This window comes from Methylocystis sp. NC52PC (assembly GCF_055698645.1).
In genome coordinates this window covers 2,313,979-2,330,920 of sequence record NZ_CP170127.1, presented here as the reverse complement: position 1 = coordinate 2,330,920, position 16,942 = coordinate 2,313,979, and the positions used below count along the sequence as shown (strand labels likewise).

Annotated in this window: 12 protein-coding genes and 1 pseudogene; 4 read left to right on the top strand and 9 right to left on the bottom strand. The window is 67.1% G+C overall.

The genetic code is table 11. From position 1 onward, the window contains the following. Positions 1-3 precede the first annotated feature (3 nt). A complete protein-coding gene (ettA, locus tag ACETII_RS13210) occupies positions 4-1,656 on the top strand; it encodes an energy-dependent translational throttle protein EttA (protein ID WP_363346503.1) in 1,653 nt (550 codons plus the stop codon). 138 nt (positions 1,657-1,794) lie between these two features. Next, positions 1,795-5,247, top strand: coding sequence for a class I SAM-dependent DNA methyltransferase (locus ACETII_RS13205; protein ID WP_472785803.1), 3,453 nt, complete (start codon positions 1,795-1,797; stop codon positions 5,245-5,247). 162 nt (positions 5,248-5,409) lie between these two features. On the opposite strand, the gene ACETII_RS13200 is transcribed toward ACETII_RS13205, so the two are convergent. Beyond that, a complete protein-coding gene (locus ACETII_RS13200) occupies positions 5,410-5,697 on the bottom strand; it encodes a DUF3175 domain-containing protein (RefSeq protein ID WP_472785802.1) in 288 nt (95 codons plus the stop codon). A 460-nt stretch (positions 5,698-6,157) separates the two neighbouring features. Between ACETII_RS13200 and ACETII_RS13195 the strand changes: the two are divergent. After that, positions 6,158-6,481: pseudogene (locus ACETII_RS13195) on the top strand (transglycosylase SLT domain-containing protein); the annotation flags it as partial. A 33-nt stretch (positions 6,482-6,514) separates the two neighbouring features. Here ACETII_RS13195 and lptA read toward each other — a convergent pair. From lptA to ACETII_RS13175, 4 genes are all read right to left on the bottom strand, one after another. Next, the gene (gene lptA, locus ACETII_RS13190; RefSeq protein WP_363346495.1) at positions 6,515-7,039 is read right to left on the bottom strand and encodes a lipopolysaccharide transport periplasmic protein LptA; all 525 of its coding nucleotides are present in this window, start codon (positions 7,037-7,039) and stop codon (positions 6,515-6,517) included. Positions 7,040-7,046: 7 nt separating this feature from the next. Beyond that, a complete protein-coding gene (lptC, locus tag ACETII_RS13185) occupies positions 7,047-7,817 on the bottom strand; it encodes an LPS export ABC transporter periplasmic protein LptC (protein WP_363346493.1) in 771 nt (256 codons plus the stop codon). A gap of 66 nt (positions 7,818-7,883) precedes the next feature. Further along, a complete protein-coding gene (locus ACETII_RS13180; protein WP_472785801.1) occupies positions 7,884-8,498 on the bottom strand; it encodes a ribonuclease D in 615 nt (204 codons plus the stop codon). 66 nt (positions 8,499-8,564) lie between these two features. Beyond that, a complete protein-coding gene (locus tag ACETII_RS13175) occupies positions 8,565-8,816 on the bottom strand; it encodes a hypothetical protein (protein ID WP_363346489.1) in 252 nt (83 codons plus the stop codon). 276 nt (positions 8,817-9,092) lie between these two features. On the opposite strand from ACETII_RS13175, the gene ACETII_RS13170 reads away from it, so the two are divergent. After that, positions 9,093-10,241, top strand: a complete 1,149-nt coding sequence (locus tag ACETII_RS13170; RefSeq protein WP_363346487.1) for an AI-2E family transporter — start codon at positions 9,093-9,095, stop codon at positions 10,239-10,241. A 7-nt stretch (positions 10,242-10,248) separates the two neighbouring features. Here ACETII_RS13170 and ACETII_RS13165 read toward each other — a convergent pair whose 3' ends face one another. The 4 genes from ACETII_RS13165 to ACETII_RS13150 form a co-directional block, all read right to left on the bottom strand. Continuing rightward, positions 10,249-11,424 (bottom strand): lytic murein transglycosylase, encoded by a 1,176-nt coding sequence (locus tag ACETII_RS13165; RefSeq protein WP_363346485.1) that lies wholly within the window; start codon positions 11,422-11,424, stop codon positions 10,249-10,251. Positions 11,425-11,552: 128 nt separating this feature from the next. Then, positions 11,553-12,143, bottom strand: a complete 591-nt coding sequence (locus ACETII_RS13160; protein ID WP_363346483.1) for a hypothetical protein — start codon at positions 12,141-12,143, stop codon at positions 11,553-11,555. Between the two features lie 135 nt (positions 12,144-12,278). Continuing rightward, positions 12,279-12,560, bottom strand: a complete 282-nt coding sequence (locus ACETII_RS13155) for a hypothetical protein (RefSeq protein ID WP_472785800.1) — start codon at positions 12,558-12,560, stop codon at positions 12,279-12,281. Between the two features lie 122 nt (positions 12,561-12,682). Continuing rightward, positions 12,683-16,918, bottom strand: coding sequence for a peptidoglycan-binding protein (locus ACETII_RS13150; protein ID WP_472785799.1), 4,236 nt, complete (start codon positions 16,916-16,918; stop codon positions 12,683-12,685). Positions 16,919-16,942: the final 24 nt, after the last annotated feature.

Sequence of the window (16,942 nt, the reverse complement as noted above, 5' to 3'; positions counted from 1 at the left end):
CCGATGGCGCGCCAGTTCATCTATCACATGCAGGGCCTCACCAAGACCTATCCGGGCGGCAAGAAGGTCCTCGACAATATTCATCTCTCCTTCTACCCGGACGCCAAGATCGGCGTGCTCGGCGTCAACGGCGCGGGCAAGTCGACGCTTTTGCGCATCATGGCCGGCATCGACAAGGAGTTCACCGGCGAGGGCTTCGTCGCCGAAGGGGCGCGGGTCGGCTATCTGCCGCAGGAGCCGCAACTCGATCCGGCGCTGAACGTGCGCGACAACGTCATGCTCGGCGTCGCCGAGAAGAAGGCGATCCTCGACCGCTACAACGATCTCGCGATGAATTATTCGGACGAGACCGCAGACGAGATGACGAAGCTGCAGGACGAGATCGAGGCCAAGGGCCTGTGGGATCTCGACAGCCAGGTCGATCAGGCCATGGACGCGCTCGGCTGCCCGCCGGACGACGCCGACGTCACCAAGCTCTCGGGCGGCGAGCGGCGCCGCGTGGCGCTCTGCAAGCTGCTGCTCGAGCAGCCCGAGATGCTGCTGCTCGACGAGCCGACGAACCATCTCGACGCGGAGACCGTGAACTGGCTCGAGGGCCATTTGCGCGCTTATCCGGGCGCGATCCTGATCGTCACCCACGACCGCTACTTCCTGGATAATGTCACGGGCTGGATTCTCGAACTCGATCGCGGCCGCGGCATTCCCTATGAAGGCAATTACACGAGCTGGCTGAAGCAGAAACAGAAGCGCCTCATGCAGGAGGCCTCTGAAGACAAGGCCCGCCAGCGCGCGATCGAAGCCGAAAGCGAGTGGATCTCGGCCTCCCCCAAGGCGCGCCAGGCCAAGAGCAAGGCCCGCATCCAGCGCTATGAGGAGCTCGTCGCCAAGCAGAACGACAAGGCCCCGACGACCGCGCAGATCGTCATTCCGGTGGCCGAGCGCCTCGGCGACAATGTCATCGACTTCGAGCACATCAGCAAGGGCTTCGGCGACACGCTGTTGATCGACGATCTGACCTTCAAGCTGCCGCCGGGCGGCATCGTCGGCGTGATCGGCCCGAACGGCGCCGGCAAGACGACGCTGTTTCGCATGATCACCGGACAGGAGACGCCCGACAAGGGCGCGATCACCGTCGGCGACAGCGTGCAGCTCGGCTATGTCGACCAGTCGCGCGACGCGCTGCACGCCAACAAGACCGTCTGGGAGGAAATCTCGGAGGGCAATGACGTGATCTATCTCGGCAAGCGCGAGATCAACTCCCGCGCCTATTGCTCGGCCTTCAACTTCAAGGGCGCCGACCAACAGAAGAAGGTCGGCCAGCTCTCCGGCGGCGAACGCAATCGCGTGCATCTCGCCAAGATGCTCAAGAGCGGCGCCAATGTGCTGCTGCTCGACGAGCCGACGAACGACCTCGACGTCGAAACGCTGCGCGCGCTGGAAGAAGCGCTCGTCGATTTCGCGGGCTGCGCCGTCATCATCTCGCACGACCGCTTCTTCCTCGACCGCATCGCGACGCACATCCTCGCCTATGAAGGCGATTCGCACGTCGAATGGTTCGAAGGAAACTTCGCCGATTACGAGGAAGACAAGAAGCGCCGCCTGGGCGTCGACAGCGTCATCCCGCACCGGCTGAAATACAAGAAGTTTACGCGGTAAGAGCCGCGAGAGCCCGGAGGTCGCGTCCCCACCCGACCCCGCTTCGCGGGGCCACCCTCCCCGCAAGGGGGAGGGATCGAGCGCAATAGTCGAGCTTCCGCTATAGCCCGATCGGAATCCGACAGCTAAGCTCGGGCTATGCCCAAGGGCGTAGCTGATTCGGACGGGTCCGCGCTGGAGCGGTTCATCGAAAAATGGCTTGGCCGCGAAGGCGGGCAGGAGCGGGCGAATTACGCCCTTTTTCTTACCGAATTTTGCCTCGCGCTGAGCCTCCCGAGCCCGGAGCCCGCCGGCGCGGCGAGCGACACGAACGACTATGTGTTCGAGCGAAGGGTGCGCGAGACGCGGCGCGACGGCCAGGCGGCGCATCGGCGCATCGACCTCTATAAGCGCGACTGTTTCGTGCTGGAGGCAAAGCAGTCCCGCCAACAGAAGGGCGGCGAGAAGGAAATCGCCCAGCAAGGCCTTTTCGTCGAGGAGGCGGCCCCGCGCGGGCGGCGCGGCGCGGAGCGCGCCTGGGACGTGCTGATGGTGAACGCCCGCGCCCAGGCGGAGGGCTATGTGCGGCTTCTGCCCGAGGGGCACGAGCCGCCGCCTTTCGTCATCGTCTGCGACGTCGGCCACTGTTTCGAGATTTACGCAAATTTCCGCCGCGACGGAAAAGCCTTCGACCAGTTTCCCGACCGCCGCTCCTTCCGCATCCATCTCGAAGAGCTGCGGGAGCCCGAAAAGCGCGCGCTGCTCGCCGCGATCTGGACCGACCCGCTGTCGCTCGATCCGGCGCGCAAGTCCGCCCGCGTCACCCGCGAAATCGCGGCGCGGCTCGCCGCCGTCTCGAAAGCGCTGGAGGCCGCGCGCCACGCGCCGGAGATCGTGGCGATGTTTCTCATGCGGTGCCTCTTCACCATGTTCGCCGAGGACGTGGGCCTGCTGCGCAAGGAGGCTTTTTCCAAAATTCTCGACAGCTGCGCGAAAAAGCCCGACACCTTCCCCCACAAGGTCGGCCAGCTCTGGGAGGCGATGGACAGCGGCGGCTACGCCCATGCGCTCGAAGAGCGCGTCGCGCGCTTCAACGGAACCTTCTTCAAGAACCACCGCGCGCTGTCGCTGGGGCGCGAAGAAATCGGCGAACTGGCGCAGGCGGCGCGTTACGACTGGCGCGAGGTCGACCCGTCTATTTTCGGCGCGCTGCTGGAACAGGCGCTCGACCCGCACGAGCGGCGCCGGCTCGGCGCGCATTTCACGCCGCGCGCCTATGTCGAGCGACTCGTCGTCGCCACCGTGATCGAGCCCTTGCGCGAGGACTGGGCGGCGGCGCTCGCCACCGCCGAGCGGCAGAAATCGGAAGGTCGAAGCGAGGCCGCCGTCGCCACCGTCGCCGCCTTTCACGACCGGCTCTGCGCAACGCGCGTGCTCGACCCCGCCTGCGGCACCGGGAATTTTCTCTATGTGGCGCTGGAGCTGTTGAAACGTCTCGAAGGCGAAGTCCTGGAGGCGCTCGCCGATCTCGGCGGGCAGGAGGCGCTGACCGGGCTCGAAGGCCACAGCGTCGGACCGCAGCAGTTCCTGGGGCTCGAGATCAACGCGCGGGCGAAGGCGATCGCGGAGCTCGTTCTCTGGATCGGCCATCTGCAATGGCACGTGCGCACGCGCGGCGGCATGCCCGGCGAGCCGATCCTGCAGGCCTTCGACAACATCGTGACGAAGGACGCCGTGCTCGAAGCGGAAAAGGTCTTGAAGCGGGACGCACGCGCCAAGCCGGTGACGCGGACGGGGCCGGACGGCGCAGCGATGGAGGTCTACGAGTACAGGAATCCGCGGCGGCCGGCGTGGCCGGAGGCGGAGTTCATTGTCGGCAATCCGCCGTTTATTGGCGGCAAGGATGTCCGCGCGCGGCTCGGCGTCGATTATGCGCAGGCGCTCTGGGCCGCGCATCCGCAGATGAACGAGTCTGCAGATTTCGTCATGTATTGGTGGGACCACGCCGCCGAACTGTTGACGCGCAAGGCAACGACGTTGCGGCGCTTCGGCCTCGTCACCACCAATTCGATCACGCAGGTGTTTCAGCGCCGCGTGATGGAGCGGCATCTGAACGCCAAGGCCCCCGTGTCGCTCGTCATGGCGATCCCCGATCATCCATGGACGAAGGCGACGAAGGACGCGGCGGCGGTGCGGATTGCAATGACGGTAGTGGAGGCGGGAGCGAAAGAGGGGTTGTTGAGGGAGGTGGTGAGGGAGGTTGGAATTGATACGGATACGCCGCTGATCGAGTTAAATGAAACTCTCGGGAAGTTGAACATCGACCTGACCATTGGCGCAGATGTATCTAGCGCCACAAATATCAAAGCCAATAACGGGATATGTTCGCCGGGCGTCAAGCTGCATGGCGCTGGCTTCGTAATCACCCGCGGAGAGGCGGCCTTCCTTGGCCTCGGGAAGCGAGCCGGCCTCGAAAAGCACATAGTGGAATATCGAAACGGAAAGGACCTCACCTCGATTTCGCGGGGTTTCTTGGCAATCGATCTTTTCGGACTTGGATTGGAACAGGTGCGCCATCGTTTCCCGGAAATCTACCAACATATCTCGCGCACCGTGAAACCCGAGAGGGATAAAAACAATCGAGCGACTTACCGCGACAACTGGTGGATTTTTGGAGAGCCCCGTCGGGAGCTGCGGCCTGCGCTTGCGGGCCTCGCGCGCTACATCGCCACAGTCGAAACAACCAAGCACCGTGTATTTCAGTTTCTCGACGCCTCGATCCTGCCCGACAACATGCTCGTCGCCATCGCCTCCGACGACGCCTTTCATCTCGGCGTTCTCTCGTCGCACATCCATTTACGATGGACATACGCACAGGGCGGCACCTTGGAGGATCGTCCACGTTATACGAAATCCCGCTGCTTCGACCCCTTCCCCTTCCCCGACGCCGACGATCTGCAAAGGCGCCGCATTCGCCAAATCGCGGAAGAACTCGACGCGCATCGAAAGCGCGTTCTCGCCGAGCATCCGCATCTCACGCTGACGGGGCTTTACAATGTGCTCGAAAAATTGCGCGCGGGCGGCGGGCCCTGCGTGTTTTCCGGCGCCGAGCGCAAGATTTTCGACGACGGGCTCGTGCTGATTTTGAAAGAACTGCACGAGAGGCTCGACGACGCTGTGGCCGCCGCCTATGGCTGGCCGGCCGATCTTGCGGAGGACGAGATTCTCATCCGCCTCGTCGCGCTCAATCGCGAGCGGGCGCGGGAAGAGGCGCAGGGCCATGTGCGCTGGCTGCGGCCCGACTATCAACTCCCCCGCTTCGGGCAGGCGCAGGAGCGCGCCGAACTCGCGCTCGGCGACGGCGCCGCCCGCCCGGCCCAGGCTGCGTCGAAGCCCGCCTTCCCCGCCGACGACCACGGCCAGACGGCGGCCGTCGTCCTCGCCCTCGCCGCCGCCGAGGGGCCGCTCGACGCCGAGGCGCTGGCGAGCCGCTACAAGCAGGGCCGCCGCGTCGCCGCCAAGATCGCCGCCGTCCTCGCGGCGCTGGCCCGCACCGGCATGGTCGCCACGCTCGACGGCGGCCGCAGCTTCCTGCTGCGCCGAGTCGCCTAAGCAGCCGCCGGTCGCGAGCCGCGTCCCCCTCTCCTTTTGCGGCGTGGCGTTGGGGGTCGACAACCTCGCGGCGTGATCTGCCCCCCACCCGACCCCGCTTCGCGGGGCCACCCTCCCCGCAAGGGGGAGGGAGGAAAGCGGCGCGGTTCTTGGAAATCTGCGTCAGCGCCCGAACGCCTTGCGCAACTCCGCCTTCGCCTGCTCCAGCACGTGGCGGCGCTCGTCCGGCAGATCGCGGCCGGCGCGGTTGATGTAGAAGGTCAGCATCGACATGGCCGAGCGGAACGGCGTCGATTTCCGACGCTCGCTCGCCTCCGCCGAGCGCTTGAGCGAAAGCGCGATTCGCTTGGGGTCGTCCCAGGTGAAAACGCCCGCCTCGAGGTCGAGCGCATTGCTGCCTTGCGTGACCTCCTGCGACCAATAGGCGTCCTTCTCTGCGCCGCGCGCCATCTGTTGCCTCTCCGCAACATCCTTAAACGAAAAACCCCGGCCGCCGTTCGCGGCCGCGCTGACGCGCGCCCGACAATGTCCTTGAAAAGCGACGACCGGGCGCTCGCAACCGCTTGTAAAAACAGGTGAAACTTAACGCTTTGTTTACCCTGTCCACATTCCATGGCGCAGATCGGGCGCCCGCGCGCGCGGCAGCTTGGCTGGCCTCCCGCCACGATTTCGCCATGTCTCTCTGGCGACTTAGCCAGGTTCATCGACCGGGCGATTTGAAGGGAAAAATCTGAGCATGAAATCAACCGCTTGCGCCGCGGCCTTGGCGGCTCTCGCTCTTGCCGGATGCGCCGGAACAGAGTCGCCGATCGCCTCGGCCCCCGAGTCCTACGTCAATGAGCCGCGCAGCGATGAACCTGTGGCGGGCAAGGAGGCGCTCCATCCCCATATTGCGCGCTTCGCCCGGCTCTATGATATCCCCGAATCTCTCATCCACCGGTCGGTGCGGCGCGAGAGCAATTACAATCCCGCGGCGCGTCATGGCCCCTATTGGGGCCTCATGCAGATCCGTCACGACACCGCTAGGCACATGGGCTACAAGGGCCCGGCGAACGGGCTGCTCGACGCCAAGACCAATCTCACTTACGCCGTGCCCTATCTCGCCAACGCCTACAAGCTCTCGGGCGGCAATGAAGCGCGCGCCATCAAGCTCTACGCCGGCGGCTATTATTACGAGGCCAAGCGCCGCGGCATGCTGGATCTCCTCCATAAGGAGCCGCTGGAGACGGAATAAGGTCCGTGACGGCGCGCGCCTGTCGGACGCCCGTTACTGACCTTTCGGGGTGAATGTCGAGCGCACCCGGCCGCCTTGTCCGCCGCCGCCCTGCACGGTCGCAATCCCGCTCGTCACGTCATAGACCAGCCGATCGCCCTTCACGATATTGTCGCCCTGCGTCAGGGTCACATTGCCGGTCAGATAGACCTTGTTGTCGGCCTTGTCGTAGCTGCCGCGATCGCCGGTGCCGATCTGGTCCTTCGACACCAGCGTGACCGGCCCGTCGGCGTCGATATGCTTCACCCGGTCGTTATTGGCGCCAGCGTCGGGCGCGCCCTTGCCCTCGAGGAAGATGACGAGCCGCGACGCTTTGAGCGTCGACGGGCCGTTCGTGACGATGACGCTGCCGGAATAGACGAGCTTCTGGTCGGCGTCGAAATAATCGAGCTTGCCGGCGTCGATATTGAGCGGGTCCTTGGCCGTGGCCCCTGGCAAAACGCCTCCGGAACGACCCTTCGCGGCGACGGGACCAGCGAGCGCAAGCGCCGCAAGGGCGCAGATAATCTGGCGTTTCATCTTCATCTCACTGCGCCGCGCGCAACCCCCCTGGCGGCGCGCCGTCCTCTCCATACAGCACGGAGCGGACATTGCCGGTGAAGGTCGCGCGGCGTTCCTTCTGCGCGAATTCGACACGCTCTGAGTGGACCTCGCCGCCCTGGATCTTCAGCGTGACAGGCTTCTCGGACGTCATGACGCTCGCCTTGAAATCCATGGCGGCTGTCTCTGTCGTCAGGTCGAAGTTTTTTGCGTCCGTGATCTGGACGCCGCCGCTCATGTCGGCGCGGTCGACCTTGGTGCTGTAGACAGCCTTCGGCGCCGTCAACGTGACGGCGCCCTCGCCGGCCGTCTCGACGCGCACTTCCAGGCCGTCCAGATCAAAGACGTCGGGCTTGGCGATGTCCTGCACGCCGACGCGCGCCCGCACCTCATAGGGCCGGCCGTCCTTGCGATAGCCCACGAGCTTGGGGCTTTCGATGACGATGCGCGTCCCCTGAAGCGCCACGCGGGCGAGATTGAGGTCAACGGGCAGAAAGCGCAGCGACCCGATGAGCAGGCCGAGCCCGACGAGGCCGACCATGCCGCCGACGCCCCAGACGATCCAGCGGCGCAGCTTGGCGACCCGCGCAGTGTGGCGCAACGCTTCGGGAAACGCGCTTTCTCGGCGCGCGGTGAGCCCGGCGAGCCGGTCGCGGCCAGTGGTCGGCATGGGGCCGACGCGCCCGTTCATTCCGGGCGTCGCAGGCGCGGCCGGAGGCGGAACGGGTGAAGCGTCAGCGGCGCTGCCGTCTGTCATGCGCGGCTTTATCCGGCTCCCAAGTGGCGAATTCGAGGCGCCGAGGCGCCATCCCTCATGCGCCGGTCACTCGTGGGAAAAGATATCAATTTCCGGCCAGCCGCTCAGATCGAGCTCTGCGCGCGTCGGCAGGAAATCGAAACAGGCCTGCGCCAACCCTGTCCGCTCCTCGCGGGCGAGCATGGCGTCGAGCTTTTCCTTGAGCTGATGCAGATACAGAACGTCCGAGGCCGCGTAAGCCTGCTGCGCGTCGGTCAAGCTCGCCGCGCCCCAGTCGGAGGACTGCTGCTGCTTGGAAATCTCGACGCCCACGAGCTCGCGCACCAGATCCTTTAAACCATGGCGGTCGGTATAGGTGCGCGTGAGCTTGGAGGCGACCTTGGTGCAGTAGACCGGCGCCGGCATGAAGCCGAAGGTCTTGGCGAGGATCGCCAAGTCGAAGCGCGCAAAATGAAAGAGCTTCAGCACGCTCGGATCGGCCAGCAGCTTTTCGAGGTTGGGCGCGCGGGTCTGGCCGCGGGCGATCTGCACGAGTTCGGCGTCGCCATCGCCAAACGAGAGCTGCACGACGCACAGGCGGTCGCGGTGGGGATTGAGCCCCAGGGTCTCGGTGTCGATTGCGACAATGGACGAAAGAGCGGCCCCCGAGGGGAGGTCGCCCTGGTGCAGGCGTATCGTCATGGCGTCCGATTCGTTTAGTGCGGTTCCGCTCTCTTAGCGAAAACCGGAAAGCTTGTCGAAACCGCGTTATTTCTGACGGCGCGCGGCCCCCTTGAACGGGCTTTCCCCCGCCTCCAGGCGATCCTCGATGAACTTCGCCCAGGCGATGAGCGGCTCGCAGACGGTGGCCGTGATCTGCCGAAAACTGAAGTCGGGATCGCCAGCGAGGCTGCGCAGCGAATGGCCGAGATAATAGGCTTCGACCAGCGTCTGCTCCAGCCGCACGCGCCCGCCGTCAGCGGCCTCGGAGCCTCCCGACTCGTTGACATCCATCATCATGCTCACGCTCCCCCAGCTTTCGTTCCCGGACGCGTCATCGCGGCCCTGCCCGGCCCGCCCGGCCTTGCCGGACGCGGGAATTCAACGACGACGTTTAGAACCCATAAACTCTCAACGCCGGGATATCGGAAACAGGCGCATTTTAAGGACACCATGCTACAGCTTAAGCGCATTCGAAAATCCGAGCCGCCGCGATCGGTGCGCGCCCCCGCCTCTTGCCAGCGGGAAAGGGGCCGTTCACTGTAATTTCAACGCAGCGCACAATGGACAACCCGAGTGACCGAGGAACAGCTTAGCTTCAGCGGCGCCGAGCGGCGCTTCAACGCCGTCTTCATCGAATTGTCAGTCCGCCTCTTCGTCATAGGCTTCCTGGCCTATTGGACCTTCGCAATCGTCGCGCCCTTCGGCGCGATGATCGTCTGGAGCGTCGTGCTCGCCGTGGCGCTTTACCCGCTTTTCGACCGGCTCGCGGCGGCGCTCGGCGGGCGCCCCACTGTCGCCGCCGCGCTAATCACGCTCGCGGCGCTGCTTCTCGTCATCGGGCCGGCGACATGGATGGGCGTCGGCTTCATCGATCCGGTAAAGGGCCTGATCGCCGGATTCGACAATGGCGACATCGCCGTTCCACCGCCGCCCGAAGCGGTCAAGAACTGGCCGATTGTCGGAGAGCAGATCTTTACTTTCTGGGCGCTCGCCTCGACCAATCTGCACAGCGCCCTGGCGCAAATTCTGCCGCAGCTCAAACCGGTCGGCGAATATCTGCTCGGCATGGTGCGCAACGCCGGCGTCGGCACGCTGAAATTCCTGTTGTCGATGATCCTGTCCGGCTTCCTGCTCGCCTATGCCGCGCCGCTCATGGTCGGGGTGCGGGCGCTGGCGCGGCGCATCGATCCGTCCAACGGCCACAAATATCTCGATATCGCCGGGGCGACGATCAACGCCGTCTCACGCGGCGTGATGGGCCTTTCGATCATGCAGGCCGTCGTCGGCGGGATCGGCATGTTCCTGGCGAATGTGCCCGGGGCGAGCCTGCTGACAATCGCCATTCTCGTCCTCGGCATTGTGCAGATCGGTCCGCTCATCATCGTCGCGCCGGTCGTGTTCTGGGCCTGGACCGTGCTCCCCACCGCCGGGGCGCTGGCGCTGACGCTCTGCATGCTGACGGTGAACTATATGGACAATGTGCTGAAGCCCTTCATCTTCGCGCATGGACTCTCGACGCCCATTCCGGTGATCTTCATCGGCGTCATCGGCGGCGTTCTGGCGCATGGCGTCGCGGGACTGTTCGTCGGCCCGGTCGTGCTCGCCGTCGTCTGGGAGCTCGGGACCGCCTGGATCGCCCAGGAAATCGCCGCCGGCGCGCAAAAGGCGCCGCAGCCCGAACCGCTCGTCGCGCCGCAGCAGGAGCAGATCGAAGCCTCCTGATCGACCCTTATCCGCCGCGCAGCGCCTTGAGCACTTTGAGGCTGGCGCGGCCGTTGCGCGGCAGACCGACGCGGCTCTGATAATCGGCGATCGCCTCCTTGGTCTTCGTGCCGATCACGCCGTCGGCGTCGCCGACGTCATAGCCCGCGCGCGTGAGCAGCGCCTGCAATTCGCGCCGTTCGGCGCGTGATAATCCCGGATCGTCCGTCGGCCAGGGAGTCTGAATGCCGGGGCGCCCCCGCAGCATGTCGGAGAGGACGGAGATCGCCAGCGCATAGGACTCCGCCGCGTTGTAGGAATAAATGGCGTCGAAGTTTTTGGTCACGAGGAAGGCCGGGCCGTTGCGCCCGGCGGGCAGCATCAGGCCGGCCGATCCGCCGCCGAGCCCGCCGCCGTCGAGCCGCGTGATTCCGCGCGCCTCCCAAAACGACATGGGCTGTTTGTGGGTGCGGCCGGAGGGTCCGGAATAGCCTTCGGGCAAGCGGACCTCGAAACCCCAATGTTCGCCGGCGCGCCAGCCGCTCTTTCTGAGGAAATTGGCCGTCGAGCCGAGCGAGTCGGCGGCGGAGCTCGCGATATTGCGGCGGCCGTCGCCGTCGAGATCGACCGCCGTGCCGAGGAACGTCGAGGGCATGAACTGCGTATGGCCGAAGGCGCCGGCCCAGGAGCCCATGAACTCGTCGCCGCGGATGTCGCCATTGTCGAGGATCTTGAGCGCCGCGACGAATTCCTTGCGCCAATAGTCGTTGCGGCGCGGCGCCTCGCAGGCGAGCGTGGCGAGCGACTGCACGACCGGCCGCTTGCCGAAACTCTTGCCGAAATCCGACTCGACGCCCCAGACCGCGACCACCGTCGCCGGATCGACGCCATAACGGGCTTCGGCGGCGTGCAGGGCGCTGGAATATTTTTGCAGCAGGACGCGCCCTTCCGCGACGCGCTCCTCGTCGACGAGGCCCGCGACATAGTCCCACACCGGCGTCGTGAACTCGGGCTGCTTGTCCATGAAGCTCACGGCGTCGTTGGGCTCGAGCCCATCGGTCGCCGCGGCGACGGTCTGCTGGCTGACGCCCGCCCCCGCCGCCGCATGGCGCAGGCCCCCGAGACAGGAGGACCACTCGCCGCGCGCCGGAGCCGCGAAAAGCACGAGCGCGGCCGAGGCCGCCAGCAGATGATTCGTCTTCATTGCCAAAGCCTATCGCAAGAAGACGTTTTTTTCACGGAAAGCGGCGCTCCCGAGCCAAAGGCGACGCGCGCGCGAGACCGCGCCGCCCAAAGCCGGGAGTCTCCGCGGCCGAGAGGCCCGGCGCCTCCTCAGACCGGCCGGTTGGCGTTCCGGTTGCGCACCGGGCCCATGCGCTCGACGCCTTGCGCGTAGCTGATCACGTCGAAGCGCGCATTGAAGCCCAGCGCCGCGTCGGCGACCGCATCGGTCTTGCCGCCGGTCGACAGCTTCTTCAGATCGCCCTTGTCGAGATAAAGAAGTTCGAGAAGCTCGTTATAGACCGTCGCTTCGTCGATCGGCAGCACGTGGTAGGTGACGCCGTCGATCTCGACCTCATATTTGGCGAGAAGGTCGATGTTGTTGCAGAAGATGAAATATTTTCCTTCAGGCGAGAACAGGCCCTTCGTCACCTTAGCGAGGTCGGTCAGCCATTCGAAGGAATGAAGATAACAGGCGAAGAACGGGATTGTCGGTTCTCCGACATTCGCGATGGCGATCACCTGATCGACCGAGCGCTCCGGCGGACGCTTCTCGTCGGCGAGCTGCTCCTGGAAAATAAGCGCCAATTCGCCACGGAAACCAAAGCGGCCGGGCTTTTCGGTCGGGCCTTTCAGCACCGCGTTGAGAAGGCGGCCCTGCTCTTCCAGCGTCTTGAAGGCGGTGTCGGCAATACTCGTCATGTCGTCTCTCTTCGCCGTTTGGAATTCTTTGGCGGGAACGACTGAGCAACCGACATGCCAGCGGGTAAGAAACATGCGCCGGACAGCCTGCGGCGATCCGGCGCATGTTGAGCTTTTGGAACTGTGGCGGCCGCTTTACTGCTCGCAGATCCGGCGCGGACGCGAGCCAATGACTTCGCCATATTCGTCGAACACCGGCCGGCGCTCGGTCCAGCAGCGGACCGGCGGCGGCGGCGGCGCATAGACGACGGGCGGGGCCGACTGAGCCAGCGCGCCGCCGGCGATGGCGCCGAGCGCGAAGCCGCCAATGCCGGCGGCGATGGCGGGCCCGGCCGAGTCGGCCCTTGCGGGCGCGGCCGGAAGCGTCAGGGCCCCGATCGCCGAAGCGGCGAGAATCGCGGCGAGGAACTTGCGCATGGAAAACTCTCCCAAAGGGCGATGGGGTTTGGACGAATAGCCTTCCATCGCGACGTTAGCCACCGATGGTCGATGAATCGTAAATGCGCGGCGAATTGGTGACGCTTTTACGTTCATCTCCTTCAAATTGCGGAGATTTTCGGCTTCGTCGGCGGCCGCGTCGCGGGCCCCGGTGCGCCTGGGGCCTTCGCCTTCTCCCAGCCGCCAGCGGGCGCCGGCGCCTCATTGGCCGTCCGCGGCGGCTCCTTGGCGTGGAAGGCGGCGGCGGCGGCCTTCGCCGCGGTCAGCTCTTTGGAGTCGAGCCGGGTGGCGACTTCGTCCCGCTTCTTGGCGGCGTCGGCGTCGCCCTGTTCGGCGGCGGCGGAAAACCAGACATAGGACTGAACGAGACTCTGGCCGACGCCGAGCCCGCGCGCGTAGAGGATCGCCAGATTGTACTGGCTGTCGCGCACGCCATATTCGCCCGCCCTGCGGAACCACTCGGCGGCCACCGCATAATCCGGTTTGCCGCCGTCGCCGCCTTCGGCGAGCAGCACGGCGAGATTATGCATGGCGCGGGCGTTCCCCGCCTCGGCGGCGGATTGATAGAGCTTGCGGGCGCGCGAGTAGTCGCGCGCGACGCCTAGTCCCTTCTCATAGAGAGAACCAAGCCGGTATTGCGCCGGCGCGACGCCCTTCCCGGCGGCCTTTTCGAACCATTGCGCGGCGGTCGCCGGATCGCGCGGCACGCCGCGCCCCTCGGCCATGCGCAGCGCGAGTTCATATTGCGCCCCCGGATCGCCGCCCTCGGCGAGCGCCCGGATGGCGACGACGGCGTCCGGCGGCGGCAGCGGATTGAGGCCCGCTCCGCCAATCGAGCCGACGGGGGTCTTGTCGAGAGGCCCCGGCGTTTCGGCCTGCGGCGCGAGCATCCTGGGCGGCGGAGCGGCCGGAGGGCGGGGCGCCGCTTCCGGCGCGTTGGCGGAGGGGCGGGCGGGCGTCGCCCGCGCGAGCGCGGGCGTCTTCGCCGCGCCCTGGCTGGCGCCCGTACGCGCGGGGGCGCCTGGCCCCGGGGCGGCTTCGGGCTCGGCGTCGCTCTCGGTGTGGGCGGCCTCGGCATGGCGGCTGTCCTGGCGCCATTTATCCGCGCCCTCGATTCCGACGCGGGCGATCTGATAGGCGCCGATCATCAGCACCAGCGCGCCGAGGCCGAGCAACAACGGCCGCTTGCGCTCTTGAATGGCCGCGAGAAGGCCGCCGCTCTTGCTCTCTGGCGCCCGCTCGCCGCTCTCGGCGAAGGCTTCGGCGCGCAGGGCGGCGTTGCGGCGTTCCTGATACGCCGTTTCGGCGGCGGCGGCGTCGCGCGCAGCCTGCTGAGCGGCGCGGCGCGCAGCCGCGATGAAATCCATCTGCGCGGATTCCGGCGCCGCGGCGAAGGCGGTCTCGCGTCGCTGCGGGCGGGGCGCGCCGGGCGGCATGAGGAAATCGCCGAGTTCGTCGTCATCCGTGAGACGCGACGGCGGACGCGGCTCCGCGGCGGACGCCGGCTGCGCGGCTGCGCCAGCTTTTGCGGGCGCGGTCACGCCGGTTCGAATTTCGGTCAGCTCGTCCTCGAACATCGCCAGACGATCGACGACGCGTTCGAGGGTTTCGTGCACCGCGAGCAGCGTCTCATGGGTGCGCTGGCCGCTTGCGTCCTGCTTGTCCCGAATGTCGGCGAGCTCGCGCTCAAGCGCCGCGCGCAAGGCGCCCGGGCCGGGGCTCGCCTCGCGCAGGATCTCCTGCGTGGCGCGACGTACGGCCTCCTCGGCGGCTAAAGAGGTGGCGCTTTTGGTCTCCTCCATCTGCGCGACGAGGGCGGCGATCTTCCCTTCGACGGCGGCGAGGGCGGCGCCATTGTGGTCGTTGCGGTCGAGACGTTTCGACAAGGCGCCGATCTGCGTCTCGAGCGCCCTGAACGCCTCCGCGTCGCCTTGCGAGTCGGCCGCCTGATTGATGCGCGCCGCGAGCTGTTCGACAAGCTCGGCCATTTCGAATTGGCGCGCCGCCGGCGAGGCTTCCTCCACGCGATGCGCCAGCGCCGATTGCATGCGGTCGAGCCGCGCGGCGATGTCGTCGAGCTGCGGATTGCGCGTCGCCGCCGCGCTCAGCGTCGAGTGGGCGCCCGGATCGTCGAGACGGTCGATCTTTTGCGACAATTGTTCGAGCTGGCGGCGGAGCGGCTCGATGTCCGGCGCGTGCGCATGCGCGGCGAGCGCCGTCTCCACCTTGCGATCCAGTCCGCGCACCAGATGTTCGATGGCGCCGATGGCGGGCCCCTCGGCGCCCCCCTGCTCGAGCCGTTGCGCGAGCGTCTCGCGCATCCCGTCGATACGTTGAGCGAGATCACGAAACTGCTTTTCCGCGGGAGGACTCGCGAGCATGCCCTCGATGCGCGCGATCGCCTCGGCCGAGACGGCGTCGGGCAGCAAGCGCGTTCCGAGCGTGTCGAGCTTGCGGCCGATCTCCTCTAGCGCGGGCGTCTCGGGCTTGTGCTCCAGCGCCGTATCGAGCTTGCGCGCGAGACCCGCCACGAGCTTCTCAAGCCCGGAGGTGTCGACGCGTTGCGCCGCGCCGTTCTCGAAGCGCTTGGAGATCATCTGGCCGAGATCGTCGATGCGCTTGCCCAATTCGTCGATGCGCTTGCCGCCGGCGCTGGCGACGAGCGCGTCCACCTTGCCGGCGAGCTGTTCGAGGCGGCCGTTGAACGTGTCGAAACTGGCGTTCGTCTCGGTTGAGACGATCGCGCGGATCGAGCGCGCGACCTCGCCCATGTCCAGGGCGGCCGCGGCCTTGGCGGCGACGCCGACCCCCGTGCGCGTCAACGCGTCGACGCGCTGGGCGAGGTCGACCAGGCGCGTCTCGATCTTCTCGAGCGGCAGCGGACGGGCGGCGAGCGCTGCGAGCTGCTCGCGGATTTCGCCGACCCGCGCGACGAGGTCGCGGACGAGCGTGGCGTCGCCGGGGCTCGGCTGCTGAAGCGAGTCGAGCCGGCGCCCGATGGTCAGCACGTCGGCGTGGAGATTACGGACGATCGGGCTCGGGTCGAGATCCCGGATGGCGGCGCGCAACTCGCCGGCGATCCGCTCGGCCGGCGCCAGCAGATCATCGGCGACGCCGCGGCAGCGCTGCGTCTCGACGCGCCGCGCGAGATCGTGCAGCGCCGTCTCGATGGCGGCGACCGAGGCGCGGGGCGCGAGGTCGCCAATCGCCCCGGACATCTCCTCGAGGTCGCGGCGCAGGCCCTCGATCTGACGCATCCCCACCAATTGCTGATCGGCGCGCTGCGCGGCGCCCTGCCGCACCGTTTCGAGCTGCGACGAAATCGAGTCGAGCGAGGCGTGAACCGCGGCGAAACGCTCTGCCGGGGGCGCGCCGTCCCAGACATCCGGCGCGGGCGCGGGGGGCGGAACGACGGGCGCGGCGGGCGACGGGACAGCCGGCGCCGGCTCGGGCCGCTTTGGCCCCTGCGTCGGCTCGGCGGCGTTGAGCGCGCGCTGCCGGCGGGTGATCTCGGCGATCGCCGCGTCGAGCGGGCGACGGGGCGGCGGCTCGGCATGATCCGCGGCCGGGCTCGGGGCGCGGTCGCGCGCGCGGGGCTCGGGGTCGAGCCGACGGGCGATCTCCTCCAGGCGCTGGTCGAGCCCCTCGAGCGCGCGCTCGACGTCGGAGACGCGGTCCGCGTCGGAAAGCTCGTCCAGCCGCGCCTCGAGCCGCGCCAGCGCGGAGCGGATGGGGCGCGCGTTCGCGCCCGCGGACGGCTGTTCAGATAGGCGCGACTCGATGCGCCCCAGCCGCTTCGCCAGGAACGCCAAGCCCTCTTCTGCGCTCTCGCGGCTCAACTCGCCGTCTTCGACCAGGCCAGCGAGATTGTCGAGGGCGCGCGCGGTCTGACGCTCGCTGTGGGCGATGCGACGGCCGAGGACCACCGCCGCGTCGGCGAAAATCTCCTGCTGGTCGCGGCGTGGGGCGCGACGCCCGCGCGACTCGCGCCGGGGCTCGTCATGGTCTTTCTCGTGAAATGCTTCGTCGCGGCGCCGGCGGGGTTCCGCCCTGAGCTCCCGCGCGTCGTCGCGCCAGCGGCGCGGCCGAGGTTCATCGGCGCGCTCACGGTCGTCCCGCGCGCCGCCGCCGCGCGCGAGCCGCCGCGCGATCGTTTCGACCCGATCGTCGTCATCGTCAGTGTCGAACGCCTCCTCGTCGAAAGCCTCCGCCTCCGCCCGAATCACATCGTCCAGCCAGGCGCCGAGGCGTTTCCCGGACCGGCGCGCTTCCGCGCGGGCCGAGCCGCCGGCGTCGTCGTCGAGTCCACGGTGTTTGCGGGAAAGTGCCTTGGTCATGTGCGTATCCGGCAAGCCCGTCTG

What these genes read in the sequence shown, in the direction of transcription:
- ACETII_RS13180 (WP_472785801.1), bottom strand. Translation starts at nt 8,498, where the DNA reads ATGACGATACGCCTGCACCAGGGCGACCTCCCCTCGGGGGCCGCTCTT.
- ACETII_RS13160 (WP_363346483.1), bottom strand. Translation starts at nt 12,143, where the DNA reads ATGACGAGTATTGCCGACACCGCCTTCAAGACGCTGGAAGAGCAGGGC.
- lptC (WP_363346493.1), bottom strand. Translation starts at nt 7,817, where the DNA reads ATGACAGACGGCAGCGCCGCTGACGCTTCACCCGTTCCGCCTCCGGCC.
- ACETII_RS13155 (WP_472785800.1), bottom strand. Translation starts at nt 12,560, where the DNA reads ATGCGCAAGTTCCTCGCCGCGATTCTCGCCGCTTCGGCGATCGGGGCC.
- ACETII_RS13175 (WP_363346489.1), bottom strand. Translation starts at nt 8,816, where the DNA reads ATGATGATGGATGTCAACGAGTCGGGAGGCTCCGAGGCCGCTGACGGC.
- ACETII_RS13165 (WP_363346485.1), bottom strand. Translation starts at nt 11,424, where the DNA reads ATGAAGACGAATCATCTGCTGGCGGCCTCGGCCGCGCTCGTGCTTTTC.
- lptA (WP_363346495.1), bottom strand. Translation starts at nt 7,039, where the DNA reads ATGAAACGCCAGATTATCTGCGCCCTTGCGGCGCTTGCGCTCGCTGGT.
- ACETII_RS13200 (WP_472785802.1), bottom strand. Translation starts at nt 5,697, where the DNA reads ATGGCGCGCGGCGCAGAGAAGGACGCCTATTGGTCGCAGGAGGTCACG.
- ACETII_RS13205 (WP_472785803.1), top strand. Translation starts at nt 1,795, where the DNA reads ATGCCCAAGGGCGTAGCTGATTCGGACGGGTCCGCGCTGGAGCGGTTC.
- ACETII_RS13150 (WP_472785799.1), bottom strand. Translation starts at nt 16,918, where the DNA reads ATGACCAAGGCACTTTCCCGCAAACACCGTGGACTCGACGACGACGCC.
- ettA (WP_363346503.1), top strand. Translation starts at nt 4, where the DNA reads ATGGCGCGCCAGTTCATCTATCACATGCAGGGCCTCACCAAGACCTAT.